This window comes from Streptomyces sp. NPDC058291 (assembly GCF_042880855.1).
Lineage (GTDB): Bacteria > Actinomycetota > Actinomycetes > Streptomycetales > Streptomycetaceae > Streptomyces.
The window spans coordinates 44,918-70,982 of sequence record NZ_JBHVYK010000022.1; the positions used below are offsets into that span (position 1 = coordinate 44,918).

A 26,065-nucleotide genomic window follows, 5' to 3' on the forward strand; every position below is an offset into this window, starting at 1 on the left:
ACGACCGCGGGGCCGCCCGTCACGCGGCCCCGGCCCCGGTCAGCGACCGCACCTCGGTCTCCGCGTGCTTGGCCTCGTCCGCGACCTCGGCCGAGGTGACGGTGCCGAGCCAGCCCGCCAGGAAGCCCAGCGGGATCGAGACCAGGCCGGGGTTCTGCAGGGGGAAGTACTGGAAGTCCACGTCCGGGAAGAGCGACTCGGGGCTGCCCGACACCACCGGCGACAGCACGACGAGCGCCAGGGCCGGGACCAGTCCGCCGTAGACCGCCCAGACGGCCCCCCGGGTGGTGAAGCTCCGCCAGAACAGCGAGTACAGCAAAGCCGGCAGGTTCGCGGACGCGGCGACGGCGAAGGCCAGCCCGACCAGGAAGGCGACGTTGAGGTCCCGGGCCAGCAGGCCGAGACCGATCGCGACCACGCCGACGCCCACGGCGGCGACCCTCGCCACCGTGACCTCGCTGCGGGGCTGGGCGTCCCGTCGGCGCAGGGAGGCGTACAGGTCGTGCGCCACCGACGCCGAGGAGGCGAGGGTGATGCCGGCGACGACGGCGAGGATCGTGGCGAAGGCGACGGCCGTCACGACCGCGAACAGAACCGTCCCTCCCGTGGAGTCGACGCCGCCCCCCAGGTCGAGTGCCAGCAGGGGCACCGCCGTGTTCCCGGACGCGTTCGAGCCGCGCAGCGCCTGTGGGCCGACGATCGCCGCCGCGCCGAAACCGAGCACGATCGTCATGAGATAGAAGCCGCCGATCAGCCCGATCGCCCAGACGGCGGAACGCCGGGCGGCCTGCGCGGTCGGCACGGTGTAGAAGCGGGACAGGATGTGCGGCAGACCTGCGGTGCCCAGCACCAGCGCGAGCCCCAGGCTCATGAAGTCCAACCGCGCGGTCCAGTCCCCGCCGTATTTCAGCCCGGGCGAAAGGAACGCGGCGCCGTGCCCGCTGCGGTCGGCCGCCGTGCGCAGCACCTGGTCGAAGTCACCGTGGAAGCGCACCAGGACGAGCACGGTGAGGACGACGGCGCCGCCCAGCAACAGCACCGCCTTCACGATCTGGATCCACGTGGTGGCCCGCATCCCTCCCAACGACACGTAGACGACCATGAGGGCGCCCACCCCGACGACGGCCCAGGACCGGGCCGCCTCGCCCGTGTCGCCCAGGAGCAGCGCGACCAGACTGCCCGCACCCACCATCTGCGCCACCAGATAGAGGACCGACACGGTGACGGAGGACGTGCCCGACGCGATGCGCACCGGCCGCTCGCTCATCCGCGCGGCGACCACGTCGGCCAGGGTGAACCGCCCGCAGTTGCGCACCAGTTCGGCGACGAGGAACAGCACCACCAGCCAGGCGACGAGGAAGCCCACCACATAGAGCAGCCCGTCGTACCCGAACAGCGCGATAAGCCCGGTGACGCCCAGGAAGGACGCGGCCGACATGTAGTCGCCCGCGATGGCAAAACCATTTTCCATCGGGGAGAACAGCCGTCCCCCCGCGTAGAACTCCTCCGCCGAGCCGTGCCGGTTGCGACTCACCCAGGTGGTGATCCCCAGCGTCACCGCGACGAAGACGCTGAACAGCAGCAACGCCGGCGTCTGATGGTTGCCGGTCATGACGCACCGCCCCTCGCGCCACGCGTCAGCTCCTGTGTGTCCCATCGCAGTTCGAGCGCCGCACGGTCCCGGCGCAACCGCGCGTGCCGGGCGTAGGCCCAGGTGAGCAGAAACGTGCTGAGGAACTGCCCGAGGCCGGCGATCAGTCCCACGTTCACCGACCCCGCCACGGGCCGCGCCATGAACTCCGGTGCGGTCGTGGCGGCCACGACGTAGGCCACGTACCAGACGAAGAACCCGAGGACGGCGGGCACCACGAAGCGCCGGTATCGGCGGCGGACTTCCTGGAAGGCCGCACTGCGCTGCACCTCGAGGTAGACCTGGGCCGCCGCCGCGGCGCCGGTCTCCCGTCGGCGTCGGGCCGCCGGCACCTCGCTCACGGGCGGGCTCACGGCGGCCGACTCGCCCCAGCCGGAGGCGAGAGCGTCGTACCACGGGTCCTCGTAGTGCAGGTCTCCTGTGGTCTCGACGAATGCCCGGCCCGGATCTTCGTGGTGTGCACGCGCGTGCGACGTGGGACCGCCGGTCTCGGGACCGTCCCCGTCGGCTCGGGCACGACCGTTGCTTGACTGCATGCCCAAGGATGGACAGAACGGGAAGATCCCTGACTCTTCTTCCCCGCACGCTTCACCCCATCAGGTGACCAAGGGGCCATTCACCCTGTGGGCGGTCGCACCAACCCCTTTCGATACGCGTAACGCACCGCTTGGGCGCGGTCCTTGAGTCCCGTCTTGGTGAACATGTTGTTGATGTGCGTCTTCACCGTGGCAGTGGACACGCTCAACCTGCGTGCGATCTCCTGGTTGCTGAGACCGTCGGCGATCAGCACAAGGACCTCCGCCTCCCGGGTGGTCAGCCCGTCGGGCACGACCGCGGGCTCCGCCGGCTCCGGTTCGGGAGCCGACAGACGCTCCAGCAGTCTTCGCTGGACGCTCGGCGACAGCCCCGCGTCCCCGGACAGCACACTGTGCACGGCCCGTACGATCTCGTCCCCGCCGGCGTCCTTGGTGAGATAGCCGCGCGCTCCCGCTTTCAGCGCCGGGAACAGGGACTCGTCGTCCGCGTACGTCGTGAGCACCACCACCTGCGTCCGCGGGTGCTCCGCGCGGATGCGCCGCGTCGCCTCCACTCCGTCGCAGCGCGGCATGCGCAGGTCCATCAGCACAACGTCGGGGGCGAGTTCGGCGACGAGCCGCACCGCCTCGTGCCCGTCCCCCGCGGCGCCCACGACCTCGACTCCCGGCAACAGCCCGAGCAGCATCACGATGCCTTCCCGGACGACCGTCTGGTCGTCCGCGACCACCACCCTTGCAGGCTTCTTCTCCGACTCCTCGGTCATACCGGCACCTTCAGCGTCACCACGAACCCTTCCTCGCCCGGTCCCGCGGCGAGCGACCCGCCCAGCAACTCGGCGCGCTCCCGCATGCCCAGCAGACCGTACCCGCCTCCGACCTCGGCGAGTTCGCCCGGCGAACCCCCCGTGTCCCGCACGTCCAGGGTGACTTCGCGCGGGCCGTACTCCAGCCTGACGCTGACCTTCGCACCCGGCGCGTGCTTGCGCGCGTTGGTCAGGGCCTCCTGGGCGACCCTGCGCACGGCCTGTGACGCCTCGGCCGGCAAGGGCCGGTGGTCGCCCCCCACGGTGACCTCGGCGCCGTCGGACATGCGGACCAGATCGGTCAGGAAGTCCTCCAGCGGGGTCAGCTCACCACGCAGGGCTGAGAGCGACTGTCTGGCCTCGTCCAGACCGTCGCGGGCCATCCCCCGCGCCGCCACCACCCGCGCGAGAACCTGTTCGCGGTCCGCACCCCGCTCGATCAGCAACCGTGCCGCCTCCAGGTGGACGAGCTGCGCCGAGAGGCTGTGCGCCAGCACATCGTGGATCTCCCGGGCGATACGGGCCCGCTCGGCGAACGCGGCGGACTCGGCTTCGGCCGCGCGCGCCGCCCGCTCCTGGGCGAGCAGCCGCTGCGCGCTGCCTCGGGCCTCCGCGTCCAGACGCAGGGCGTATCCGGCGAGAGCCATTCCTCCGATGGCAGAGGCGGAGGTCAGACCGGTGCCGTCGTCGACCGCGGCGAAGGCGGCGAACCCGACCGAGGCCACCGGCAGGGCCGCGATCAGGGGCAGCCGCTCCAGAGCCGCGATGGCGCACCCGCAGCACAGGACGATGGCCGGCGAGCGGAATCCGGCGGTCCCGGATGCGAGCGCCAGACCCAGCAGCATGGCGACGAGTGCCAGGGACGGCCACAGCCGGTGTGCGAGCGTGGTGCGGAACAGGGCCCACGCCAGCCCGCCCGCCACCAGGGCTCCGCCGCCGCCGGCCACCGCGACCCACCCGTGGACACGGCTGTCGTGGAAGGCCGCCCACAGCAGCGCGACCAGCACCAGCAGCCTCACCCCCCAGGCCAGCAGCCTCCTGGGGCGCGAGACCTCCTTGGGACTCAGCGCCTCCCGCGAGGGCCAGCGCGTCCACCCGTTCTCCGTCACACGCGCTCCTTCCACGCGGACCGGGGCACGCCGTCACCGTACGCCGTGGCGGGTGCGGAGACCGGGTACAGAGACCGGGTGCGCCAGATCAGGATGCCCGAGCGGACGAGGAGGGTGGCCGCGAGGGCCAGCATCAGAGCCGAGCTGTCCTGGTGGACGCCCAGCAGTGTGCCGAATCCGAAGAGCCCCAGCCGCAGACCGATGCCGACCACCCAGACGACGACGCTCGCCTGAGTGCTCCTGCTCCAGAGCGCGCCGTCCGGCTCCGCCCAGACGCGGGTGGTCCAGGCCCAGGCGGCGCCCATGGCCACGCCCACGATCAGTTCGGAACCGAGTACCAGGGCCGCCGCCGTGGGGTGCTGCGCGTCCAGCAGGTGAGGTTCGCGCAGTGCCACGACGGCCAGGACGCCGGGCAGGAGCCACCATCGCCGGTCCGTGTCGACGCGGCTTGCGCGGAACTGCCGCACGACCACGACGGCGATCACGGCCATGATCAGCAGTACGTCGACGAGCCCGGACATCACAGCCTCCGTGGGCCGGAAGGGGATGCCGGCAGCGAGCGCTGCCGACGCCTTCGACGCTACGGAAATCCGTCCCTGCCCAGATCGGAGCAGGGGTGGATCACGGGTGGATTTCCCGGCAGCGGGGGTCTCCACCCACGGGTGGAGACCCCTGACCGGCCATGCTCGCGGGCGGGATCTGCGTGGACTTCGACGGGGCTAGGCGTCGATGCGCGACCGGTCCAGCGTCGCCGCCGAGCTGGAGATGAACTCCTTGCGCGGCGCCACGTCGTTCCCCATGAGCAGGTCGAACACCTGCTCGGCCGATTCCAGGTCGGAGAGGTTGATCCGCCGCAGGGTGCGGTGACGCGGGTCCATCGTCGTCTCTGCCAGCTGATCGGCGTCCATCTCGCCGAGACCCTTGTAGCGCTGGATGGAGTCCTTGTACCGGACGCCCTTGCTCTGGAACTCCATGAGCTTGTCGCGCAGCTCCCGGTCCGAGTACGTGTACACGTACTTGTCCTGGCCCTTCTTGGGCTGGACCAGCTCGATGCGGTGCAGCGGCGGCACCGCGGCGAACACCCGGCCGGACTCGACCATGGGCCGCATGTAGCGGTGGAACAGCGTCAGCAGCAACGTGCGGATGTGGGAGCCGTCCACATCGGCGTCCGTCATCATGATGATCTTGCCGTAGCGGGCCGCGTCGATGTCGAAGGTCCGCCCGGAGCCCGCTCCTATGACCTGGATGATCGCGCCGCACTCGGCGTTCTTCAGCATGTCGGTCACGGACGACTTCTGGACGTTGAGGATCTTGCCCCGGATCGGCAGCAGCGCCTGGAACTCGGAGTTGCGGGCCAGCTTCGCCGTGCCCAGCGCCGAGTCTCCCTCGACGATGAACAGCTCGCTGCGCTCGACGTCGTCGCTGCGGCAGTCGGCCAGCTTCGCGGGCAGGGACGAGGACTCCAGTGCCGTCTTGCGGCGCTGCGCGTCCTTGTGCTGCCGCGCCGCGATGCGCGTGCGCGCGGCGGAGACCGCCTTCTCCATCACGACCCGCGCCTGGGCCGCGGCATCGCGCTTGGTGGAGGTCAGGAACGCCTTGAGCTCCCGGGAGATCACCGTGTTCACGATGCGCCGGGCCGCGGAGGTGCCGAGGACCTCCTTGGTCTGCCCCTCGAACTGGGGCTCGGCGAGCCGGACGGTGACGACGGCGGTCAGGCCCTCCAGGGCGTCGTCCTTGACGATGTCGTCCTCGGCGACGCGCAGCAGCTTCTTGGCGCGCAGCACCTCGTTCATCGTCTTGGCGACGGCCTGTTCGAAGCCGGCCACGTGGGTGCCGCCCTTGGGCGTGGCGATGATGTTGACGAACGACCGCAGGGTCGTGTCGTAACCGGTGCCCCACCGCAACGCCACGTCGACGCCGAGCTCGCGGGTGACCTCGGTCGGGGTCATCTGCCCATGGTCGTCCAGGACCGGGACCGTCTCCTTGAAGGTGCCCTGGCCGGTGAAGCGCAGGACGTCGCAGACGGGCTTGTCGGTGGCCAGGTACTCGCAGAACTCGCTGATGCCGCCGTCGAAGCGGAAGGACTCCTCGCCCTTGCTGCCGCCCTCGCCGAGCCCGTACTCGTCGCGCACGACGATGGTCAGGCCGGGCACCAGGAAGGCCGTCTGGCGGGCGCGCTGGTGAAGGTTGTCCAGGGAGAGCTTGGCGTCCTTGAGGAAGATCTGCCGGTCGGCCCAGTACCGCACGCGCGTGCCGGTGCGGTTCTTGGCGATCCGCTTGACCTTGCGCAGGCCACCGGTCTCGAACTTGGCGTCCGGACCGTCCGCGGCGAAGGCGCCCGGCACTCCTCGCCGGAAACTGATCGCGTGCGTGTGGCCGCTGCGGTCCACCTCGACGTCGAGCCGGGCGGACAGGGCGTTGACGACCGAGGCGCCGACGCCGTGCAGACCGCCGGAGGCGGCGTAGGAGCCGCCGCCGAACTTGCCACCGGCGTGCAGCTTGGTCATGACGACCTCGACGCCGGACAGGCCGGTCTTGGGCTCGACGTCGACAGGGATGCCACGGCCGTTGTCACGGACCTCGACCGAGGCGTCGTCGTGGAGGATCACCTCGATGTGGTCGCAATAACCGCCCAGGGCCTCGTCGACGGAGTTGTCGATGATCTCCCACAGGCAGTGCATGAGGCCACGGCTGTCGGTCGAGCCGATGTACATACCCGGGCGCTTCCGCACGGCCTCGAGGCCTTCGAGGACGAGCAGGTGCCGCGCGGTGTAATTGGAACCGTCCCGGTCTGCTCCTGCCAGCAGCGCTGTGGACGGCACGGACATTTCGGCGGTCACGCGGTTCGCTCCTCGCTGAATTTCAGTTGGGGCCCTTCGGGGTAAGGGCGCGGCTCGGTTTGCCGCCACGAGGGTACCGAGGCCTGGTAGAGCCGTTGTCACGCCACCCTCGCGTCTGAACTCACACTAGTCCAGCGTCGTATGCATGTTCGATCCCTCGATGGAGTGAAGCACAAGTCACGTTCCCTTCGAGGCATGAACCATTTAGGCTCCGGGCACGTCCTCATGAACAAACCGGCAAGCCAGCCGGGAGGACCGGACCGTGACCGACAGCGCGAAACCGTAAGCACCCCAGACCACGCAATACGGCACATTCGCCGCCAAACCGGCAGCAGACGGCCACCTCGGAAAAGATTTTTCGAGGAAAAGCCACGAGCGGGAACGTTTTGGGGCTGGTTGGATGTTGACCCTGGTACGACAGCTCGTCGAGCTAGAGAAGAGGCGACGTGACTACTGTTCTGACCCCCGCGAGCCCGCTGACGGCCGCTGACCGCTGCGACCGCTGCGGCGCCCAGGCGTACGTGCGCGTCGTCCTGCTCAGCGGCGGAGAACTGCTCTTCTGCGCCCACCACGGCCGCAAGTTCGAGCCGGAACTCAAGAAGATCGCCGCTGAGATACAGGACGAGACGGAGCGGCTGACTACCGTTCCTGCGTCCGTCGAAGAAGAGCGCTGATCCGACGCGTCGACGACGAGCCAGACCGGCACAGGCCGGCATACGGGCGGCCGTCCCTGCTCCAGGGGCGGCCGCCCGCTCGTGTCCACACGGTCCGCTCCCGGGGAGCCCGGGGCGGGCCGCAGAAAGCTGCTCAGGCGCCCCCAGGGGCCTCGTGGCGACTGCGAGTGCCGGCGTCCCAGTGCAGTGTCCGCAGGGCGTCGGAGACCCGTGTGTAGACACCCGGGCTTCCCGCACGCCCGCAGCCGCTGCCCCAGGACACCAGTCCGATGAGCCGTCCCTGCACGACCAGCGGCCCGCCGCTGTCGCCCTGACAGGCGTCGAATCCACCGCGCGCCTCCCCGGCGCACACCATGCTCCGTGGCTCGTAGGAGCCGTCGCCGGATCCGGGATACGCCTCCTCGCAGAGCGCGTCGGACAGGACGTGGACGTGCGCCGCCCGCAGGCTGTGGGCGTACGCGCCGTATCCCGTGGTGTCGCCCCAGCCGTAGACCACGGCGTCGGAGCCGGGCTGATAGGCCGTGTCGCCCGCGGCGGCCATGGGAACGACCGTCGTCGCCGCGAGGGGCTCGGCGAGGCTTAGCACGGCGAAGTCGCCGACGTTGCCGGAACTGTCGTAGCCCGGGTTGACCCAGACGCTGCGCACGGAGATCTCCTGCCCCGTGGCCGAGTACAGGTCCGTACGGCCGGCGACGACCTTCAGGTCGGCCAGCTGCTCCGGCGGCACTCCCAGGACGTCCTCGCCCATGCAGTGGGCCGCCGTGAGCACCGTGGACCGACCGACCGCCACGCCTCCGCAGAACTGGCCCGAGCGCGTACCCCCGAACCGGTCACGACTGGACAGCGCGACCACCCACGGGGTCTGTGAGACGTCGACGGGAACACCCCCCAGGACGATGCCGTCGGAGGCCGCCGGGGCGGCGAAGGCCAACGGTATCGCCATCACCGCGGCCGCCAGGATCAACGGCCGGGACAGCGCCCGGACCAGACGACGACGCATGCGCGCTCCTCACTCGAAGTGATCGATGAACACCCAGAGTGATGCAGAGCATGCCGCCCCGCACCCGCGCAGCAAGCCGAAGGCCCGGCTCCCCGAAGGGAGCCGGGCCTTCGGCTCGGTACGACTGCCGACCTAGTCGAGGTAGTCGCGCAGGACCTGCGACCGGGACGGGTGGCGCAATTTCGACATGGTCTTGGACTCGATCTGGCGGATGCGCTCGCGCGTGACGCCGTAGACCTTGCCGATCTCGTCGAGGGTCTTCGGCTGGCCGTCGGTGAGGCCGAACCGCATGGAGACGACGCCCGCCTCCCGCTCGGACAGGGTGTCGAGCACCGAGTGCAGCTGCTCCTGCAGGAGTGTGAAGCTGACCGCGTCGGCCGGGACGACGGCCTCGGAGTCCTCGATGAGGTCGCCGAACTCGCTGTCGCCGTCCTCGCCGAGCGGGGTGTGCAGCGAGATGGGCTCGCGGCCGTACTTCTGGACCTCGATGACCTTCTCGGGCGTCATGTCGAGTTCCTTGGCCAGCTCCTCCGGGGTGGGCTCGCGGCCCAAGTCCTGGAGCATCTGACGCTGCACGCGCGCGAGCTTGTTGATGACCTCGACCATGTGCACCGGGATGCGGATGGTGCGGGCCTGGTCGGCCATCGCGCGCGTGATCGCCTGACGGATCCACCAGGTGGCGTAGGTGGAGAACTTGTAGCCCTTGGTGTAGTCGAACTTCTCGACCGCGCGGATGAGACCGAGGTTGCCCTCCTGGATGAGGTCCAGGAAGAGCATGCCGCGGCCGGTGTAGCGCTTGGCCAGGGAGACCACCAGACGGAGGTTGGCCTCCAGGAGGTGGTTCTTGGCGCGGCGGCCGTCCTCCGCGATGATCTCCAGTTCGCGCTTGAGTTTCGGCGCGAGCTTGTCGGCGTTGGCCAGCTTGTCCTCGGCGAACAGACCGGCCTCGATGCGCTTGGCGAGCTCGACCTCCTGCTCGGCGTTGAGCAGCGGGACCTTGCCGATCTGCTTGAGGTAGTCCTTGACGGGGTCGGCGGTGGCGCCGGCGGCCGCGACCTGCTGAGCGGGCGCGTCGTCCTCGTCGTCGTCCGACAGCACGAAGCCGGCGCTCTCGGTGCCCTCGGGCTCGCCTTCGGCCTTGGGAGCGTCCTCGAGGACCTCTTCCTCGACCGCCTCGGCGTCGTCCTTCTTCGCGGCGGTCTTCTTGGCCGCCGTCTTCTTCGTGGCGACGGTCTTCTTGGCGACCGCCTTCTTGGCGGTCGTCGTCTTCTTGGCAGCCGCCTTCTTGGCGGGAGCGGCTTCGTCTGCGGGGTCGTCGACAACAGGGGCGGCGGGGGCGGCCTCGGTGGCGGCGGTGGCCTTTCGCGTGGTCACCGTCTTCGCCGCGACCGTCTTGGTGGCGGTGCGCTTGGCCGGACTCTTCGCTGCGACGCTCTTTCGGGTGCGCTTGGGCTCCGCGGCACTGACCATCAGCGTCACACCCTCTTCCTCGAGGATCTGGTTGAGGCTGCGCAGTACGTTCTTCCACTGAGTGGCCGGAATCTGGTCAGCTTCGAAGGCCCGACGCACATCGTCGCCGGCGATCTGCCCCTCAGCCTTTCCCCGCTCAATGAGCGCCATGACAGAGACGGACTCGGCGATCTCCGGCGGGAGCGTACGGGATGTGCTGGCCGACACGAACAACCTCTCGGAACGTTGGAAAACGGCTTCCGGCTCCGTTCGCGAAGGAACAGGAGCCGACCACCGGCCTGGGGGTGGGCCGACGGTGCGGGCGGGGGCCGGGAGGAGACACAGCGCCTTCGACGGCGTCCGTATTCCCTCCGCGACAGTCACCTCTTAGGTCATCGCGTTGTTTCCACAAGCGTTACGCCCAATCTTCGTGGCCCGAGTCACACCGCGTAAGCATCGAAAAACGGTCAGACACGGGCAGAGGCGGTCACTCGTGGTGTCTACCCGAGCCTCCGCAGCCGAATCCCCCCTTGCGTCTCCCGTCACGTTTCCCCCTCTCACCCGTCGGACCCCGCAGGTCCCGTGACGGGTCCTGCGGGGTCCGACGGGAGGGCGAGCGCATCGCCCCGGAGATGGCGCGCAGGAGAAGACATCCGCGGACCGTTCCACCCGCGGGTGCGGTCAGTGCTCGCGCGGCGCCGGCACGACGCGCTCCACCTCGGGGTGCACGGCGAGCAGCTGCCGCATCGCCGTCTCCGCCGCGGTGCCGTCGCCCGCGGCGAGGGCGTCGACGATCCTGCCGTGGTGGGAGAGCGAGGCGTCGTTCGGACGGTCACACCCCGTGACCGGGCCGCCGGAGACCTGAAGCGCGGACGACACGATCCCCCAGAGGTGCTCCAGCATGCGGTTGCTCGCGACCTGGATGAGCAGCGAGTGGAACTCGGCGTCGGCCCGGGAGTAGGTCAGCGCGTCGCCCTGCCCCATGGCGTGGGCCATGATCTCGACCATGTCGGAGAGGCGCTGCTGGACGTCGGGCCGCCCGTGTCCCGCGGCGAGGCGGGCGGCGAGCGGCTCGATCGTCCAGCGCAGCTCGCTCAGCTCGCGCCGCTGGTTGTCGCGCTGAGGGCCGAAGGCGCGCCACTCGATGATGTCCGGGTCGAGAAGATTCCAGTCGCTCACGGGGCGCACACGCGTGCCGACGTTCGGTCGGGCGCTGACCAGGCCCTTGGCTTCGAGGACGCGCAGCGACTCGCGGACGACGGTGCGGGACACCTCGAACCGCTGGCCGATCTCCTCGGGCACCAGTGGTCGGTCGGCGCCGAGATCGCCCGAGACGATCATCTGGCCGAGCTGCTGGACGAGTTGTCCGTGCAGTCCGCGTCCCCGGTTGCCCGTGGCGCGGCGCCCCACGCGGCCCAGCTCGGGTTCGGCGGTCTCCCAGGCGGGAGCTCCGACGCGGTCGACGGCGGGGGCCTCGGCGTAGGGGTAGCGGTCGAGTCCGCCCGGGCCGGCCAGACCGGAGTCGGTGGAGCGGGCGGCGGTCATCATGGTGTGCGCAAGGGTACTCACGGATCCTTTGTCGGCGCTGCCTCCAACTCCCTTGAGGTCTTTGGTGAAAAGCACACGAAAGGGTGATCGCTCACCCCGTCGCAATTGACGCCTTATCGGAAACAAACGGGCTTTCTGTGGGGAGTTGCGCACATACGGCGACGGGATCGACCGGGGACGGTCGTCATCGGACCCTGTTGCGCAGCGTCGTGAGCACATACGCGCACACCAGGGCGGTGAGGGACAAGGTCATGGCCCCGCCGACGGGTTGAGCTACCACGTGTGCCGCGGCGGCCAGATATCGCCCTCCCCCGAAGGGCCACTGCACGAGAAGCGTCTCCCGCAACCGCATCGACAGACCCGTCGCCGTCCGCACGGACGTGCCCCCCACGACCTGTTGTACGACGGGTACGACGACCACGGGCACGGCGAGGACCGCCGCCAGCCCTGCCGTGGTGGAGCGGAAGAGACCGGCGGCCAGCACCCCGGCCCAGGCGCAGCCGACGACGAGGGCGAGCCAACTCGCGCTCAGCGCCATCCAGTCCGCGGGAACTCGCGCGAGCTCCCGTCCGTAGACGAGGTAGAGCGCTTCGGCGTCGCAGCCCACCGTGAGGAAGGCGAGCATCACGGCGGTGAGCGCGGCGACGAGGAGCTTGGCGGTGAGCATCCCGAGTCTGCGGGGCACGGTGCCGCGGTCCGCGGCCAGGGCGGGGTGGCGGAACTCGTCGCCGAAGGCCAGCGCGCCGAGCAGTCCGGCGCCGAGGGCGGCCGGCGGCAACGGCAGCTCCACGGGCCACGCGGCCAGCAGCCGCGCCTGCCGGGTGTGGCCGGCGCGGGCGAGGAGCAGGGCGGTGACGGCGGAGACGAGCAGCACGACGGCAGCGGTGACGAACCCGGTGCTGATCCCCGCGGCGCGACGCAGTTCGTAGCGCAGGGGTCGCAGGGGGCTGGGAGCGGACCGTACGGAGATGGGGGGCGGCAGATCGGGCAGGGCGTCGGGGGTGCGGGAGGCGGAGGTCCGGGGGGTGCGCCGGGCGGAAGGCAGGACGGGTGGCGCGGCGGAAGGTCGGCGCTCCCGCATGGCGAGAGTCGCGGTCCGGGCCTGCGCGGCACCGGCCTGCGCGGCACCGGCCGGGGATTCCGGGGTCGCGCCGTCGGCTCGCGTCACGGCGGCGCCGGACCGGGAGCCGCGTCCGGCGACCGGGGGGGCGTCCTGCGCAGGCTCGCCGGCCGACCGGTATGTCGCGGCGAAGGGCAGCGGTTCACCGGCGGGCGTCTGCGGCGCGACGGTGTCACGGGCCTTCCGTGGCTCCCATCCGTCGGCGCCCTCGACCGGCACCGAGCCGTCCGATTCCGGACTGCTCGACAGCGGGCCGTCCGACTTCGGGCCGTCCGACTTCGGGCCGTCCGATTCCAGGCCGTCCGAGTTCGTCGCGCACGCGCCGACGGCGGTCCGCTCGGCGGTCGGCGGTGGCGGCTGCGCGGCGCCCGACAGGCGCGGTTCCGCTTCGGCGTGCGCGCGAGGCGAAGACTCCGTGTCCGCGCCTGCTCCTGCTCCTGCTCCTGCTCCTGCTCCTGCCCCCATGTCCCCGGTCTCGTCGGCCAGTTGATGGACGAGGATGCCGTGCCGGAACGCCGTGTCGCCGACGTGGGCGCACGTGCTCCCGTACACGGAGAGCCGGTTGCCGTCCTCCTGCACGACCTCGACCGAGCGTCGCTCGACTCGCGCCTCTTTGGTGAGCAGGGCGGCGAGGCGGACGGCGTGGGGGGTGCGCACGGCCACCCGCGGGCGCAGCCGGGTGCGGGCGAAGTCGGCGGCTTCCTGATCGGCGACGAGCCTGCCCAGGTCGAGGGTGACGACGTGGTCGGCGGTGCGGGCCGCCTCCTTGGGGTCGGCCGTGGTCGTCAGGACGGTGCCGCCCTGGTCCGCGTGTGCGCGCAGCATGCCGAACAGCCAACGGCTCTCCCGTCCGGAGAGCCCGTGGGCCGGGTCGTCGAGGACGAGGGTGTGCGGATCGGCGAGGAGGGCGCAGGCCAGGCCCAGCCGCCGGTCCACACCGCGGGAGAGGGCGCCGAGGCGCTCGTCGCGCAGGCTGACCAGGCCGACCACCTCCAGCACCTCGTCGGCCCGGCGGACCGGCACGCCGGCGGCCGCGCACAGCATGCGCAGATGACCGCGGACCGTGCGCGCGGGGTGCCCCGGCACGTCGCCCAGGAGGACCCCGACCTCACGCGCGGGGTGCGCGATGCGATGAAGGGGGCGGCCTCTGAAGTAGGCGAGACCGCGGCCCGGTTGGAGCTCGAGCATCAATCTCAGCACGGTGGTCTTGCCCGCGCCCGGCGCTCCGAGCAGCACGGTGACGCGGCCCGCACGCGCCTCGAAGGAGACGTCGTCGACGGCGGGCGGAAGCGCCTTGCGGGGATTGCTGGTCAGTCCGAAGGCCTGGATCACCCGAAGCAAGATAGCGCGCTATGTCCGTTTTCTCCGGTCACCGCACGGGCGGGTGCGTCAGCGCGCTCGCACCGTCGGGAATCAGCCCCACGCTTGAGCGGTCCGGCGATCCGGCGGTCCGGCGTCAGACCTCGGGCCGCAGCATCGGCGGGTTGAGCAAGGTCGCGCCGCCCGCCCGGAAGAGCTGCGCCGGACGGCCCCCTTGACGTGTCGTGGTACCGCCGGTGGGCACCAGGAAGCCGGGCGTGCCGGTCACCTTGCGGTGGAAGTTGCGCGGGTCGAGTGCGACGCCCCACACCGCCTCGTAGACCCGGCGCAGTTCGCCGACCGTGAACTCCGTGGGGCAGAAGGCGGTCGCGAGGGACGAGTACTCGATCTTGGAGCGGGCTCGCTCGACTCCGTCCGCGAGGATGCGCGCGTGATCGAAGGCCAGCGGTGCGACCGTCTCGCCGTCACGGCCGTACCCCTCGTGCTGCAGCAGTTCCTCCACGGGGGCCCAGCGTGCGTTGCTGGCGTCGCCGCCCGCCCGAGGAGCCGGCAGGTCCGGGGCGAGTGCCAGATGCGCGACGCTGACGACGCGCATCCGGGGGTCGCGCCCGGGATCGCCGTAGGTGGCGAGCTGTTCCAGGTGGGCGCCGTTGTCCTGGGCCGGAACCGAGGGGTCGTGGGCGTGCAGACCGGTCTCCTCGGCGAGTTCACGCGCCGCCGCCTGCGTCAGGTCCTCGTCGGCCCGCACGAAGCCGCCGGGCAGCGCCCACCGCCCCTGGAACGGCGCCTCGCCCCTGCGTACCGCCAGCGCGCACAGCGCGTGACGGCGCACGGTCAGCACGACCAGGTCCACGGTGACGGCGAAGGGCGGGAAGGCTGACGGGTCGTAGGGCATGCGGTGATCATAGTCGTCTCCCTGACGATAAACACTCCTTTCGTCGGCCGCATCGGTGGCCGATCCCGTGTGATCGGGCACGGCTCCAGCCCTTCGCTCCGCCGACCGACTACCGGGCGTCGTGCCAGGTCACCCGGGTCAGACGCCCAGTTGAAGCCGTTCGGCCGCCTCCTCCACCATGGCCAGTCCGAGCCGACTGACCCGAACGGAGAAGGGCGCGCCCGCGACCCGCAGACCGGTCAGACCGACCTCGCCCAGCGGCGCGCTGGGCAGGGGGCGCAGGGTGACGGTCCCGGCCGGGGCGTCCGGCCGGATGCCGGCGAGCGTGGTCAGCAGCAGCACCCCGGCCGCCGCCGCGGTGGCGGCGGGACGGCAGGCGGCCGGATGCGGCAGGGGGGCGCTTCCGTGTGCGCGCTGCTCCCCCGCGTACATCTCCGGGAGGCGATGGCCGAAGGCCTCGGCCGCCGCCAGCACGCCTCGCAGCAGGGCCACGCTTTCCCTCTCGTAGCCCGTGGCGGCCAGTCCCGCTACGGCGATCGCCGTCTCGTGCACCCGGACGGCGCCGCTGCGGTGGCCGAACGGGTTGTGGCCGGCCTCCTTCGCCCCGAGGCTCCGAAGTCCCCAGCCCGAGTCCATGGCGGGACTGCCGAGCAGCCGGGCCAGTTGCTCGGTCTGCACCTTGTCCAGCAGTCCGGGGGCGTGGGCGCCGCCGCCGAGCAGCCCGGTGTCGAGGATGTGGACGGTCGCCGCGCACAGGTGGGGCAGCGGCCGTCCGTCGGGGCCGAGGGCGGCCGCGGGTCGGCCGCCTGCCCGGTCGTCGATCCAGAAGTCCCGCCGGAACACCGCGCGCCCCGTCCGGGCCCACTCCCGCAGACCACCGCCGCCCGGTCGGCCACAGGCGTCGAGCAGGTCGGCGCCGAGCAGTGCGGCACGGTGGGCGTGGGCCTGGGTCTCGCAGCGCACGGGGCCGTGGGGCTGCGGGTCCCTCAGGTAGGGCCCGTCACCGACCGCGGTGCGCAGCCAGGTCAGACAGCGCTCGGCCGCCGGCAGCAGTTCCTCCGTCTCGCTCTCCGGCAGACCCCATCGACGGGCTTCCGCGAGCAGCACGGGGAAGAGCAGCGTGGCCTCCGTCCCGGTACAGGCCGGCGGCAGGTGCACGCCCGCGTCCCGGCGCGGTCCGGGGATCATGCCGCACCGCGGTCCCGGGAGGGTGACCTGGGTGCGGGCGAGCGTGCGCAGCGTGCTCGCGGCGAGACGGGTGCCCAGGGGCAGAGTCATCCGGGCCGCGGCCAGTGCCTCGGCGGGGGCCAGACCGCAGCGCCACGGGGCGCCGGCCGCCAGGTGGGTGTCCGCGGGGCGTTCGGGATCGCGTACCAGCAGGGCCTGCAGATCCTGGACGCTTCCCACCAGCAGGGCCTGGACGCGGGGGTCGTCGCCCGTGGCGCGTGCCGGCGCCAGGGGGCTCGTCGCAGCACGGCCGACCGCGCGGACCGGTCCCGCCCCGTCCAGCCGGACTCTCAGTTCCACGCAGACGCTGCCGCCGGGCGGCACGTCGAAATCCCAGCGCAGCATTCCCGCGGAGGCGATCGCGTCGACGGGTGCGGGGTCGGCGCTGACGCTCGCGGTGCCCGCGGCACAGGACCAGCGCAACCCGGAGTCGTGGACACTGGCGGGCAGTTCGGGGCCGACGGCGCCGGCGGCGATCGCCCCGAGGTCGGCCAGGTCCGTCCCGAGGGTCACCTCGACCGGGAGGCGCAGCCGCCGGGTGGCCGCGCTGCGCAGGGTGATCCGTTCCGTGCCGTCCGCGGACCGGATCCGCTCGACGATCACGTCCGGGTCCGGGCCGCCGTGCGGGGTGACGCGCAGGGTGCCGACGAAGCGGGCGGTGTCGGCCAAGGTCATCCGGGCCTGCACCACGAAAGGTTCGCGTCCGGCCACGCGCAGCTGGCAACGGGACAGGGCCCGCCGGCCCGCCCGGTAGAACCCCTCCAGGCCGCGCCCTGTCAGCTGCCCCTGTTCCGTCGAGATGGCGAGGCCGGGCAGGGCGACACAGATCATCGCCGTGTGAGCGGGCGGCAGACCCACGATCCGCGGCAGGGTCGACGAGCCGGACGGTGGGCCGCCGCCTCTGACCGAGGCCGCTGACGGAGGAGCGCCGGCGCCGGGCGGCTGAAGACGGGAGGTGGCGCGGCTGTGCTGTCCGGGCGACGGAACGCCGGACACAGTGCGGCCGTCCGGGCCTGCCGACGGGCCTGACCCTCCTGTCGGCCCGGCGCTCGGCGGGGAAGGCCGGTCGTCCCCGGGCGACAGGACGGGGCGAGGGTCCGGCGGGCCGTCCGGAGGCGATCGGTCCGGACGCGGGCGGCCCGGTTCCGTTCGGCGTGGATCCGATCGGCGTGGATCCGATCGGCGTGGATCCGATCGGCGTGGATCCGATCGGCCCGGATGCCCTCGGTCGGATGGCGATGGGGCCGGTTCGGACAGCGAGTGGTCGGGAGGTCGTCGGTCGGCGTCCGTGCCACGGGGTGGCGCCGTGCTGTCGGGGCCGGAGCGTTCGTCGAGGCTGAAGCGTCCCTCGGCGGCGGAGGGCGGAGTCGGCTGATGCATGCGGTGACTTCTTCTGCTCTCTGTGCGCCTCGGGCCTGCTCGAGGCCTGGGAGAAGGCTCCGGCAGGACGGGTGAGCTGTGGCGGTGGTTTTGTGCAGGCGTTCCGCCACTCAGGTGAACGGGGCGGGACTCTCCCAGGTCACGCCTCGGCCCGCAGGCCCCACCGAATGGCGGCCGAGCCCGGACATGTCGGGTCGGACATGAGACATGGCCCGACTCGGCACCTCCCGGGGCCGGGCAAGGGACCGGCGCGTCCGGCCGCGGCCCACGGCGCCTGCTCGCGACGGGATGTCGACGATCGCCGCGGTGGCCGGGCGTCACGGTTTGCCCGAGCTGTCGCCGCCGTGGGCGCGCGCGTCTTTCACGCCCTCGGCATGACCTCGTGCGGCGGGTTTGCCTCCAGGTCGGGTGCGGCCCCCTGCACGACTGGGAGCGGTGGGACGCGTGGCGTGCCCTTTCGTGGTGCGGGAGCGAACGCCCTTCGTCTCCGCCCCTTGCCCGTCCCCTTCCGCCTCGCCTGCGGCGTTTCCTTCCGCCGCCTGCGCCGGAGCTGCCCCCGCAGCGGCGGGACGCAGACGCCGGCGCCTGCGCGCGGTCGGGCGCTCCGACGCCCTCGAAGGCGACGAAGGCGTCGACGCGCATCCCGGTGAGCCGTGCGGGGCTGCGTCCACGGTGTCCTTCATGTCGCGAGGGCGGCCCACGTCGTCGATCTCGCCGCGCCCGTCCGCCTCCTTCCGGTCGCCGATCCCGTCGAGAGCGCCGGTTTCGGCGATCCCGTCGAAGGCGTCGGCCTCGCCGAGCGCGCCGAACGGGCCGATCGCGGCGGCCTCACCGGTTTCCCCCATCCCGCCGGTCCGCTCGGTGGCGCCCGTTTCGCCGACGGCCGGGGTGTCCGGAGTCCACAGCCCTGCCGCGGCCGGCGCGCCCCCGCGCGACCTCCCCGCTCCTGCGCGACGTCCGCTTCCTTCGCGTTCGGCGCGCAGGCAACGCCGCACCGATTCGGGGTCGAGGCCTTCGTTACAGGCCTGGTGCAGCAGTCGGGCGAACAGATATCCCGGGTCCGCGCCCAGGGCCATGGCGAACGCCTCCCTCGCCTCCAGTTCATCGCCGCTCGACCACGCGACCCAGCCGGCGAGAGTGAGCGGCGCCGCCGCGTGTTCGCCGTAGGGTCCGACGCAGCGCCGCGCCAGTCCTCGCCACAGACGCAGCGCGGGAGCGGCCTCGTCGCCCTCCATCCACTCGGCTGCCCGGTCACGCGTCACGCGATCTTGGAGTCCGAGGATCAGAGCCGCGGCCTCGTCGGACGCGAGCAGTTCGTCGTCTTGGTGATCCGCGAGAAGAGCGCCCGGCACGACGGGTGCTTCGGCGAGGCGTCGCATGACCCGTCCGGCCAGTCCGAGGGTCTCGGCGGCCACCGCCGCACGGCTCGCCTCGTCGAGGATCCTCGGGACGAGCGCCATTGCGGCGGTGTCCAGGGCGACCTCCTGCTCCAGTGCCGCACTCGTCTCCAGGGGTTGCAGCCGGGCGCGCAGCTCACGCAAGGTGCCTCGGACCTGGATCCCCGCGTAGGTCGCGGCCGCGGCGAGCACGGAGGTCCCGGGCAAACCCATCGGGACGCCCTCGACCGGGCAGCACCCCTCGCCCGCGCAGCAGTACGACCAGAAGCGACCGTCCGCGATGCAGAGGGCCTCGATCACCGGGATGTCGAGGCGGCCGCATTCGCGACGCAGCCGGCGGGCCAGCGGCTCCAGGCGCTCCATGACCTGGCGGCCCGTCTCCCCCCTCTCCGGCTCCTGACAGAGGTAGGCCACCATCTGAGCGGGGCGGCTGCCTCGGCGTTCGCTGCCCTTGACCAGGCCCTGCGCCAACTGCTGCGCGACGGCACCCCAGTCGTCGGGGTTCGCGGGAATGCCGAGCCGGGCCCGGCCGCCGAATCGGCCTCGTCCGCCGCGGTCGTGCAGAGCCACCAGGACGATGCTGTCCTCCGGCCGGTACCCGAGCAGGTAGGGCAGCGCGTCGGCCAGTTCGTCCGGGGAACGCAGAGTGACCTGGTGCGCGGACCGGTCAACACCGTGGTCGATCTCCCCGTCGTACATCGTGTGACTCACGTACGTCGTGTGACCGCCGGTTCCCGACAGGCCTTCCAGCGCCGTCCGCGCCCCATATTCCGGCGGCCCTTCGTGCGTCGGCCGAAGGGGCTGAACCGACTGGGCGGACTGGGGCGACCGGGGCGACCGGGGCGACCGGGCGGACTGAACCGGTTGCCCGCCGGGCGACGGGCTCCCGCCAGATCGTTTCCGTCGGCCGCCCCCGTCAGATCGGTTCCGCCGGTCACCTCCCTCGCCTCCGTCCCCTCCTTCCGCCGCGAGCTCTTCTCCGTCAGGGGATCCCACTTCCTCCGGTCCGCTTGCCCCTTCGAGCGCTCCGACTCCTTCGCGCTGCTCCTCCCGTGCTTCGTGCCGTGCTTCGTGCCGTGCTTCGTGCCGGACGATGTCGCCGTTTTCGGAGGATCCAGTGGATTCGCTGTGATTCGTCATGCGGAGACGATCTCGCGGATGCCGAAATCCCGCTCGACCTGTGGATAACTCCGATCACGGACATGCCAGACAACCCGTTTCCCCAAGCCTCGACCCCGCCGAGGCCCCTGCTCCCGCACCGGCCGTGACCGGATTGTCAGCGCCGTCCTGTTGTATGGAGGCATGGAGCACACGAGCAACACGGATCTCCGGGCCGACGCCGACGCCGTCCTCGCCCGCCTCGTCGGCGACGTCTCGGGCGTGGCCAAGCTGCGCGAGGACCAGTGGCGGGCGATCGAGGCGCTGGTCGCCGAGCGGCGCCGGGCCCTGGTGGTCCAGCGGACGGGATGGGGGAAGTCCGCGGTCTACTTCGTGGCGACCTCCCTGCTCCGTGCCCGTGGCTCCGGCCCCACCGTGATCGTCTCCCCGCTGCTCGCCCTGATGCGCAACCAGGTCGAGGCCGCGGCCCGGGCCGGTATCCGTGCGCGGACCATCAACTCCTCGAACACGGAGGAGTGGGAGACCGTGCAGAGTGAGATCGCCGCGGGCGAGGTCGACGTCCTGCTGGTCAGTCCCGAGCGGCTCAACAACCCGGACTTCCGTGACCAGGTGCTGCCCGAGCTGTCCGCCGCGACCGGGCTGCTCGTGGTCGACGAGGCCCACTGCATCTCCGACTGGGGCCACGACTTCCGGCCGGACTACCGTCGGCTGCGGACCATGCTCACCGACCTCCCGCCGGGCGTGCCGGTGCTCGCGACGACCGCCACCGCCAACGCGCGCGTGACGGCCGACGTCGCCGAACAGCTCGGCACCGGGGGCGCCTCGGACGCCCTGGTGCTGCGTGGCCCGCTGGATCGCGAGAGCCTCAGTCTGAACGTCCTGCGGCTGCCCGACGCCGCGCACCGCATGGCCTGGCTCGCCGACCATCTCGACGAACTGCCCGGCTCCGGAATCGTCTACACGCTCACGGTGGCCGCTGCGGAGGAGGTCACCGCCTTCCTGCGGCAGCGCGGTCATGTCGTCGCCTCGTACACGGGCCGCACCGAGAACGCCGACCGCCAGCAGGCCGAGGAGGACCTGCTGGCCAACAAGGTGAAGGCGCTGGTCGCGACCTCCGCTCTCGGCATGGGCTTCGACAAGCCCGACCTGGGATTCGTCGTGCACCTCGGCTCACCGGCCTCCCCCATCGCGTACTACCAGCAGGTGGGCCGCGCCGGGCGTGGAGTCGAGCACGCCGAGGTGCTGCTGCTGCCGGGAAAGGAGGACGAAGCGATCTGGGAGTACTTCGCCTCGCTCGCCTTCCCGTCCGAAGACCTGGTGCGCCGCACGCTGGACGTCCTCGCGCACTCGGAGCGGCCCGTGTCGTTGCCCGCCCTGGAACCACTGGTGGAACTGCGCCGCTCCCGTCTGGAGACCATGCTGAAGGTTCTCGACGTGGACGGGGCGGTCAAACGGGTCAAGGGCGGCTGGCTGTCGACAGGACAGCCGTGGGGGTACGACACCGAGCGGTACGCGTGGGTCGCGCGTCAGCGCAAGGCCGAGCAGGAGGCGATGCGGCAGTACGCGTCGACCACGGAGTGCCGGATGGAGTTCCTCCAGCGCCAGCTCGACGACGACGGCGCCAAACCGTGCGGGCGGTGCGACAACTGCGCCGGGGCCCGCTACGCCGCCGACACCTCATCGGCCGCGCTGGACGCCGCACGGGTGGACCTGGGCCGTGCGGGCGTCGAGGTGGAGCCGCGCCGGATGTGGCCGACGGGGCTGGCGGTGATCGGCATGGACCTCAAGGGGCGCATCCCGGCGAACGAGCAGGCGGCTACCGGGCGGGCCCTGGGGCGTCTCTCGGACATCGGGTGGGGCAACAGGCTGCGTCCGATGCTGACCCCCCAGGCGCCGGACGCTCAGGTGCCGGACGATGTGGCGAGGGCCGTGGTGGACGTGCTGGCGGACTGGGCGAAGGGGCCCGGCGGTTGGGCTTCGGGCGGGGCGGACGCCTCACCGCGCCCGATCGGTGTGGTCACCGTCGCCTCCCGCACCCGGCCGCAGCTGGTCCACTCGCTGGGCGCGCGGATCGCGGACGTCGGCCGGCTGCCCCTGCTGGGTGCTGTGGAGTACGCCGCCGACGCCGCGCCGATCTCCCGCAGCAACAGCGCCCAACGCCTCAAGGCGCTCGACGGCATGCTGCAGGTGCCGCCCGCGCTGGCAGCCGCGCTCGCCGGGGCTCCGGGCCCGGTCCTGCTCGTCGACGACTACACCGAGACGGGCTGGACGCTGGCGGTGGCGGCCCGGATGCTCCGACGGGCGGGCGCGCAGGGGGTGTTGCCGTTGGTGCTGGCCGTGCAGGGCTGAACCGTGCGGGGCCCACCGTGGGAACATCCGGGGAGGCTCTCCCGGATGGCCCGGCCGAACCCCACGGGCCGGTCGACGGCAGCGGGACGCCGAAGCGGCCCCAAGCGGTCCCAAGCGGTCCCGAGCGGCCCTGGGCAGGACGCCTCCTCGGCTCTCGGCGACCGCGGCGGCCCAGAGGCGAATCCCTCGTCCCGAAGCGTCTACAAGGCTTGAACCGTCGGCTCGCGCATCCTTCGGTGAATCACTGGGTAGGGATATAAGCCACTCACCGCCATATAACGGTCGGTGGCCCCAATTGCTCGTTGCCGCATCCAAGTTCGGCAGGAAGAATTGAAGTCCGCTCCCCGCACGGCTCGGCCCGTAGTCCGGTTGGGCTCTGCTGCGGCGTGCGCTCCCCCGAATCCGACCTGCCCGCAGTGTGCGGCCGTAGCCGAAGGGAGGATCGTGACCTTCGGATTCGCTCCGTCCTCGGCGGCATCGTTGTCGACGTCCACGGCCGCCACCTCCGCCAACCGCTTGCTCGAGCCTGCCGAATGGGCCGCGGCCGGCATACCGCTGCTGCGCAACCCTCGGGAAGTCGTCAGCGGACTGCACTCACGGCACCGGCCGCGGCCGACGACGGCGATCGTGGCCGTCCTCGATCCGGAGGAACGGGTGCGGGCCAGCGCCTCGTTCACCCGGCGGCAGGCTTCGAGTGACGGCTGGGTGTTCCGCAACGCCCTGCTCGCCCAGCTACGCCGGGTCATACCCCATGATCTGCGGCTGCGCACCCCCGTCCGTACCGCCGTGCTGCTCTACTGCCGTGACGGCGACGCGCGGTGGACGGAGGAGGACGGGGCGTGGATGTGGGGCCTGCGGGACGCCTGCACGTTGCACGGCCTGCGCTGCGGGGCGTACATCACTCTGACCCGGGACGGTTGGCAGGTCCTCGGCGAGGGACGCGGGGGCCGACGGCCCAACGCGGATTCGACGCCGGAGCCGTTCGCCCTGTCCGAGGCCCCGCCGCCGCAGCCCCGGACCGGCGGCGCCGCCTCCGAGGTGATGCGTCGCGCGGCCGCACGCTGACGGCGAACCCGCCCTGGACGTCCGGCGGCCCATCCCCCGTCTGCAGGGCCGACCGCTGCCCGTCGTGGCGGCGGCCCGAGTACTGTCCTCGGCACGACGCGCGTACGCCGACCGCCTGACACACAGGGCCCGCGGTGACGCGCACCACCCCTCCGAGACCCACGCCGGGGAGCCCGACACGGTGAAGCGGCTCAGGACGCACGGAAGAGGCGCCGCAGCAGCGACGCCTCCCTGAGCTCCGGGCGCGGATCCCGGTCTACCGGTCTACCGGTCTACCGGAACGATCTCAGACGCCCGCGCCCAGCACCCCGTTGATCTGCTGCGGGTCGCCGCAGACGATCAGCAGGGCCGAAGCGCGTGCGAGGGCCAGTGGCAGAGCGGTGGCGACCACGGCGTCTGTTCCGCCGTTGACGGCGACGACGACGACCGGACGCACGCCGGCTCGGGCCGCCGCGGCGGCATCGGCGTAGAAGACGTCGTCCCCGGCGTCGTGCTGCGCCCAGTAGGGCGCCTCGCCGAAGGACAGCTCGTGAGCGGCCCAGGGGTGCTGTTCGCCGGTGGTGATCACCAGCACGTCCCCCGGGGCGCGACCGGATTCCAGGAGGAGGTCAAGGGCCTCCTCTGCGGCGTCCAGCGCGCCCTCGGCCGAGGCCGGGATCAGCTGGACCTGGGCAGTCGCCGAAGCGGGCGCGGCGGCGGGAGCGGCCGGGACCGCAGGCCCGGGCCTGGCGGCCGTGTCGCGCGGCGCGCGTTGCGCCGGCGGCGTGGGCCGGAGCGGTCCGGGACGACCGGGACGCGACGGAGCCGCGGGACGGGGTCCGGGTACAGGTCGAGGGGTCGGCGCGATGCGGCCGCTGGCCGGAGTGGCGCGGGGACCCTGGGCACTCTCGTGAATCTGAGGCTCCTCGGGAATGAGAGGCATGAGCTGTTGTCTATCAAAGGGTGGTGCGGCACGCGCCAGCGGGTGGCACATCAGTGCGACCGGAAAGGTCAGAAGTCGAAGCCGAGTTGACCTTCGACCTCCGGAACGCTTCCGTTCGCCCAGCTGCGGGCCTTCTTGAGGTGCCGCCACTGGGGCAGCGCATCAAGATACGCCCACGACAACCGGTGGTGCGGGGTGGGTCCCCGCTCCTCCAGTGCGGCCTTGTGCACGGGCGACGGGTACCCGGCGTTGTCCGCAAAGCCGAAGTCTGCATGGTCGGCACCCAGTTCGGCCATCATTTTGTCGCGCCGGACCTTGGCGATCACCGAGGCCGCCGCGACGGCCACGCACGACTGGTCGCCTTTGATCACCGTGCGGACCCGCCACGGGGACCCGAGATAGTCGTGCTTCCCGTCGAGGATCACCGCGTCCGGGCGGACCGGGAGGGCCTCCAGGGCGCGCCCTGCGGCGAGCCTCAGGGCGGCGGTCATCCCGAGATGGTCGATCTCCTCGGGCGACGCGTGCCCCAGGGCGTACGACGTCACCCACTTCAGCAGTTCCTCGGACAGCTCGTTGCGACGCTTGATGGTGAGGAGCTTTGAGTCGGTGAGACCCAGGGGAGGCCGGCGCAGGCCGGTGACCGCCGCGCAGACGGTGACGGGACCGGCCCACGCACCCCGGCCCACCTCGTCGACGCCGGCGATGACCTTGGCCCCGGTCGTGGCGCGCAGGGAGCGCTCGACGGTGTGAGTGGGTGGTTCGTACGGCATGGCGCCCTTAGATTACGCCGCCTCGATCCCGTCGCGACACCCCGGTCGGCCGGGGCCCCTCGCGGGCCGGCCTCATCGGCGTCGACACCGCGCTCAAGGCGTGTGCGGCCGGAGCAGGGGCAGCATGAGCCCGTCGACCATCTCCTCGAGCTCTCGATCACTCCATTCGCAGCCGCATATTTTCGACCGGTACATCATCATCGCCGGCATGGCGTCGAAGACGTAACTGTTCGCCGCGTCGGCTCGTACCTCACCTCGCTCTATTCCCTTGCTGATGACGTCATGGAGCAGTCTGATCGTCGGCTCGACCACGCTCTCGAAGATCAGGACCTGGAAGCGCTCGGCCTGGGACGGATCGCATTCGTGAATCACCGAGCGCAACGCCAGACCCGGACGGGAGAACATCGCGTCGCGGGCGTCACGGCAGAGCGCCAGCAGATCCTCACGCACGCTTCCCAGATCGGGCGCCCCGTCCAGCCGCGGCAGCCCCGCCCGCAGGGCCTCGGCGACGAGGTCCTCCTTGGACGGCCAGCGGCGGTAGACGGCGGCCTTGCCGGTCTGGGCGCCGGCCGCGACGCCTTCCATGGTGAGGCCGTTCCAGCCGACGGTGCCCAACTGCTCCAGCGCTGCGTCGAGAATCGCACGTTCGAGCACGGCGCCGCGCCGGCGGGGGGAGGCCACCGGAGCGGGGGCGGCCGTCCAGCGCGAAGTAACCATCTGAGTGTCTCCAGCGAGCGGAAAGAACGGGGGCGGGGAGAATCTCTGGTCGGCGCCGGCGGGGGACTCGCCGGGCGACGACGCCATAAGTGAACGCTTGCGTTCACTACGAGGAACTCACTACCTTTGACGGGCCAGTGAACGCCATCGTTCACTAAAGTCTTTGTGGGGGAC

The 26,065-nt window shown here is 71.7% G+C and carries 19 protein-coding genes; 3 read left to right on the plus strand and 16 right to left on the minus strand.

Annotation, left to right across the window (positions count from 1 at the left end; all coding sequences use genetic code 11):
- Window positions 1-19: 19 nt before the first annotated feature.
- The 6 genes from ACFVYK_RS14170 to ACFVYK_RS14195 all read right to left on the minus strand — a co-directional run bounded on the left by ACFVYK_RS14170 (window position 20) and on the right by ACFVYK_RS14195 (window position 6,939).
- Window positions 20-1,612 carry a cation acetate symporter gene (locus ACFVYK_RS14170; RefSeq protein WP_389772948.1) on the minus strand — a complete coding sequence of 531 codons (1,593 nt, stop codon included), beginning with the start codon at window positions 1,610-1,612 and terminating at the stop codon, window positions 20-22.
- Window positions 1,609-2,187, minus strand: a complete 579-nt coding sequence (locus ACFVYK_RS14175) for a DUF485 domain-containing protein (protein WP_389772950.1) — start codon at window positions 2,185-2,187, stop codon at window positions 1,609-1,611. Before ACFVYK_RS14175 ends, ACFVYK_RS14170 begins: the two co-directional genes overlap by 4 nt.
- 80 nt (window positions 2,188-2,267) lie before the next feature.
- Window positions 2,268-2,951, minus strand: a complete 684-nt coding sequence (locus ACFVYK_RS14180) for a response regulator (protein WP_389772952.1) — start codon at window positions 2,949-2,951, stop codon at window positions 2,268-2,270.
- On the minus strand, window positions 2,948-4,099 hold the full coding sequence (locus tag ACFVYK_RS14185; RefSeq protein ID WP_389772955.1) for a sensor histidine kinase: 1,152 nt from the start codon (window positions 4,097-4,099) through the stop codon (window positions 2,948-2,950). The genes ACFVYK_RS14180 and ACFVYK_RS14185 overlap by 4 nt, the downstream gene beginning before the upstream one ends.
- Window positions 4,096-4,620, minus strand: coding sequence for a DUF1453 domain-containing protein (locus ACFVYK_RS14190; RefSeq protein WP_389772957.1), 525 nt, complete (start codon window positions 4,618-4,620; stop codon window positions 4,096-4,098). Before ACFVYK_RS14190 ends, ACFVYK_RS14185 begins: the two co-directional genes overlap by 4 nt.
- 198 nt (window positions 4,621-4,818) lie before the next feature.
- Window positions 4,819-6,939, minus strand: a complete 2,121-nt coding sequence (locus ACFVYK_RS14195; protein WP_389772960.1) for a type IIA DNA topoisomerase subunit B — start codon at window positions 6,937-6,939, stop codon at window positions 4,819-4,821.
- Window positions 6,940-7,385: 446 nt separating this feature from the next.
- Between ACFVYK_RS14195 and ACFVYK_RS14200 the strand changes: the two genes are divergently transcribed.
- The gene (locus ACFVYK_RS14200; protein WP_389772962.1) at window positions 7,386-7,613 is read left to right on the plus strand and encodes a hypothetical protein; all 228 of its coding nucleotides are present in this window, start codon (window positions 7,386-7,388) and stop codon (window positions 7,611-7,613) included.
- Window positions 7,614-7,746: 133 nt separating this feature from the next.
- On the opposite strand, the gene ACFVYK_RS14205 is transcribed toward ACFVYK_RS14200, so the two are convergent.
- The 7 genes from ACFVYK_RS14205 to ACFVYK_RS14235 form a co-directional block, all read right to left on the minus strand.
- Window positions 7,747-8,613: a S1 family peptidase gene (locus tag ACFVYK_RS14205; protein ID WP_389772964.1), complete on the minus strand. Its 867-nt coding sequence runs from the start codon at window positions 8,611-8,613 to the stop codon at window positions 7,747-7,749.
- A 132-nt stretch (window positions 8,614-8,745) separates the two neighbouring features.
- Window positions 8,746-10,290, minus strand: coding sequence for an RNA polymerase sigma factor (locus ACFVYK_RS14210; RefSeq protein ID WP_389772966.1), 1,545 nt, complete (start codon window positions 10,288-10,290; stop codon window positions 8,746-8,748).
- A 453-nt stretch (window positions 10,291-10,743) separates the two neighbouring features.
- Complete coding sequence (locus ACFVYK_RS14215) at window positions 10,744-11,631, minus strand: FadR/GntR family transcriptional regulator (RefSeq protein ID WP_389772968.1); 888 nt, start codon at window positions 11,629-11,631, stop codon at window positions 10,744-10,746.
- A gap of 163 nt (window positions 11,632-11,794) precedes the next feature.
- A complete protein-coding gene (locus tag ACFVYK_RS14220; protein ID WP_389772970.1) occupies window positions 11,795-14,062 on the minus strand; it encodes an ATP-binding cassette domain-containing protein in 2,268 nt (755 codons plus the stop codon).
- Between the two features lie 124 nt (window positions 14,063-14,186).
- The gene (locus tag ACFVYK_RS14225) at window positions 14,187-14,945 is read right to left on the minus strand and encodes an NUDIX domain-containing protein (RefSeq protein WP_389772973.1); all 759 of its coding nucleotides are present in this window, start codon (window positions 14,943-14,945) and stop codon (window positions 14,187-14,189) included.
- A 138-nt stretch (window positions 14,946-15,083) separates the two neighbouring features.
- Window positions 15,084-17,003 carry a glycogen debranching N-terminal domain-containing protein gene (locus ACFVYK_RS14230; RefSeq protein ID WP_389773040.1) on the minus strand — a complete coding sequence of 640 codons (1,920 nt, stop codon included), beginning with the start codon at window positions 17,001-17,003 and terminating at the stop codon, window positions 15,084-15,086.
- 866 nt (window positions 17,004-17,869) lie between these two features.
- Complete coding sequence (locus ACFVYK_RS14235) at window positions 17,870-19,648, minus strand: DUF4192 domain-containing protein (protein ID WP_389773043.1); 1,779 nt, start codon at window positions 19,646-19,648, stop codon at window positions 17,870-17,872.
- 603 nt (window positions 19,649-20,251) lie between these two features.
- Here ACFVYK_RS14235 and ACFVYK_RS14240 point away from each other — a divergent pair.
- Together ACFVYK_RS14240 and ACFVYK_RS14245 are read left to right on the plus strand one after the other, a co-directional pair.
- Window positions 20,252-22,417 carry a RecQ family ATP-dependent DNA helicase gene (locus tag ACFVYK_RS14240; protein WP_389772975.1) on the plus strand — a complete coding sequence of 722 codons (2,166 nt, stop codon included), beginning with the start codon at window positions 20,252-20,254 and terminating at the stop codon, window positions 22,415-22,417.
- A 444-nt stretch (window positions 22,418-22,861) separates the two neighbouring features.
- Window positions 22,862-23,482, plus strand: coding sequence for a hypothetical protein (locus ACFVYK_RS14245; RefSeq protein ID WP_389772978.1), 621 nt, complete (start codon window positions 22,862-22,864; stop codon window positions 23,480-23,482).
- A 286-nt stretch (window positions 23,483-23,768) separates the two neighbouring features.
- On the opposite strand, the gene ACFVYK_RS14250 is transcribed toward ACFVYK_RS14245, so the two are convergent.
- The 3 genes from ACFVYK_RS14250 to ACFVYK_RS14260 all read right to left on the minus strand — a co-directional run bounded on the left by ACFVYK_RS14250 (window position 23,769) and on the right by ACFVYK_RS14260 (window position 25,891).
- Window positions 23,769-24,404: a hypothetical protein gene (locus ACFVYK_RS14250; RefSeq protein ID WP_389772981.1), complete on the minus strand. Its 636-nt coding sequence runs from the start codon at window positions 24,402-24,404 to the stop codon at window positions 23,769-23,771.
- A 68-nt stretch (window positions 24,405-24,472) separates the two neighbouring features.
- On the minus strand, window positions 24,473-25,174 hold the full coding sequence (locus ACFVYK_RS14255) for a ribonuclease HII (protein WP_389772983.1): 702 nt from the start codon (window positions 25,172-25,174) through the stop codon (window positions 24,473-24,475).
- Between the two features lie 93 nt (window positions 25,175-25,267).
- A complete protein-coding gene (locus ACFVYK_RS14260; protein WP_389772985.1) occupies window positions 25,268-25,891 on the minus strand; it encodes a TetR/AcrR family transcriptional regulator in 624 nt (207 codons plus the stop codon).
- Window positions 25,892-26,065: the final 174 nt, after the last annotated feature.

Excerpts from the sequence above, each read along its gene's own strand:
- ACFVYK_RS14240 (WP_389772975.1), top strand. The coding sequence starts at position 20,252 with ATGGAGCACACGAGCAACACGGATCTCCGGGCCGACGCCGACGCCGTC.
- ACFVYK_RS14180 (WP_389772952.1), bottom strand. The coding sequence starts at position 2,951 with ATGACCGAGGAGTCGGAGAAGAAGCCTGCAAGGGTGGTGGTCGCGGAC.
- ACFVYK_RS14225 (WP_389772973.1), bottom strand. The coding sequence starts at position 14,945 with ATGCCCTACGACCCGTCAGCCTTCCCGCCCTTCGCCGTCACCGTGGAC.
- ACFVYK_RS14230 (WP_389773040.1), bottom strand. The coding sequence starts at position 17,003 with ATGATCTGTGTCGCCCTGCCCGGCCTCGCCATCTCGACGGAACAGGGG.
- ACFVYK_RS14190 (WP_389772957.1), bottom strand. The coding sequence starts at position 4,620 with ATGTCCGGGCTCGTCGACGTACTGCTGATCATGGCCGTGATCGCCGTC.
- ACFVYK_RS14250 (WP_389772981.1), bottom strand. The coding sequence starts at position 24,404 with ATGCCTCTCATTCCCGAGGAGCCTCAGATTCACGAGAGTGCCCAGGGT.
- ACFVYK_RS14235 (WP_389773043.1), bottom strand. The coding sequence starts at position 19,648 with ATGTACGACGGGGAGATCGACCACGGTGTTGACCGGTCCGCGCACCAG.
- ACFVYK_RS14175 (WP_389772950.1), bottom strand. The coding sequence starts at position 2,187 with ATGCAGTCAAGCAACGGTCGTGCCCGAGCCGACGGGGACGGTCCCGAG.
- ACFVYK_RS14170 (WP_389772948.1), bottom strand. The coding sequence starts at position 1,612 with ATGACCGGCAACCATCAGACGCCGGCGTTGCTGCTGTTCAGCGTCTTC.
- ACFVYK_RS14260 (WP_389772985.1), bottom strand. The coding sequence starts at position 25,891 with ATGGTTACTTCGCGCTGGACGGCCGCCCCCGCTCCGGTGGCCTCCCCC.
- ACFVYK_RS14255 (WP_389772983.1), bottom strand. The coding sequence starts at position 25,174 with ATGCCGTACGAACCACCCACTCACACCGTCGAGCGCTCCCTGCGCGCC.
- ACFVYK_RS14205 (WP_389772964.1), bottom strand. The coding sequence starts at position 8,613 with ATGCGTCGTCGTCTGGTCCGGGCGCTGTCCCGGCCGTTGATCCTGGCG.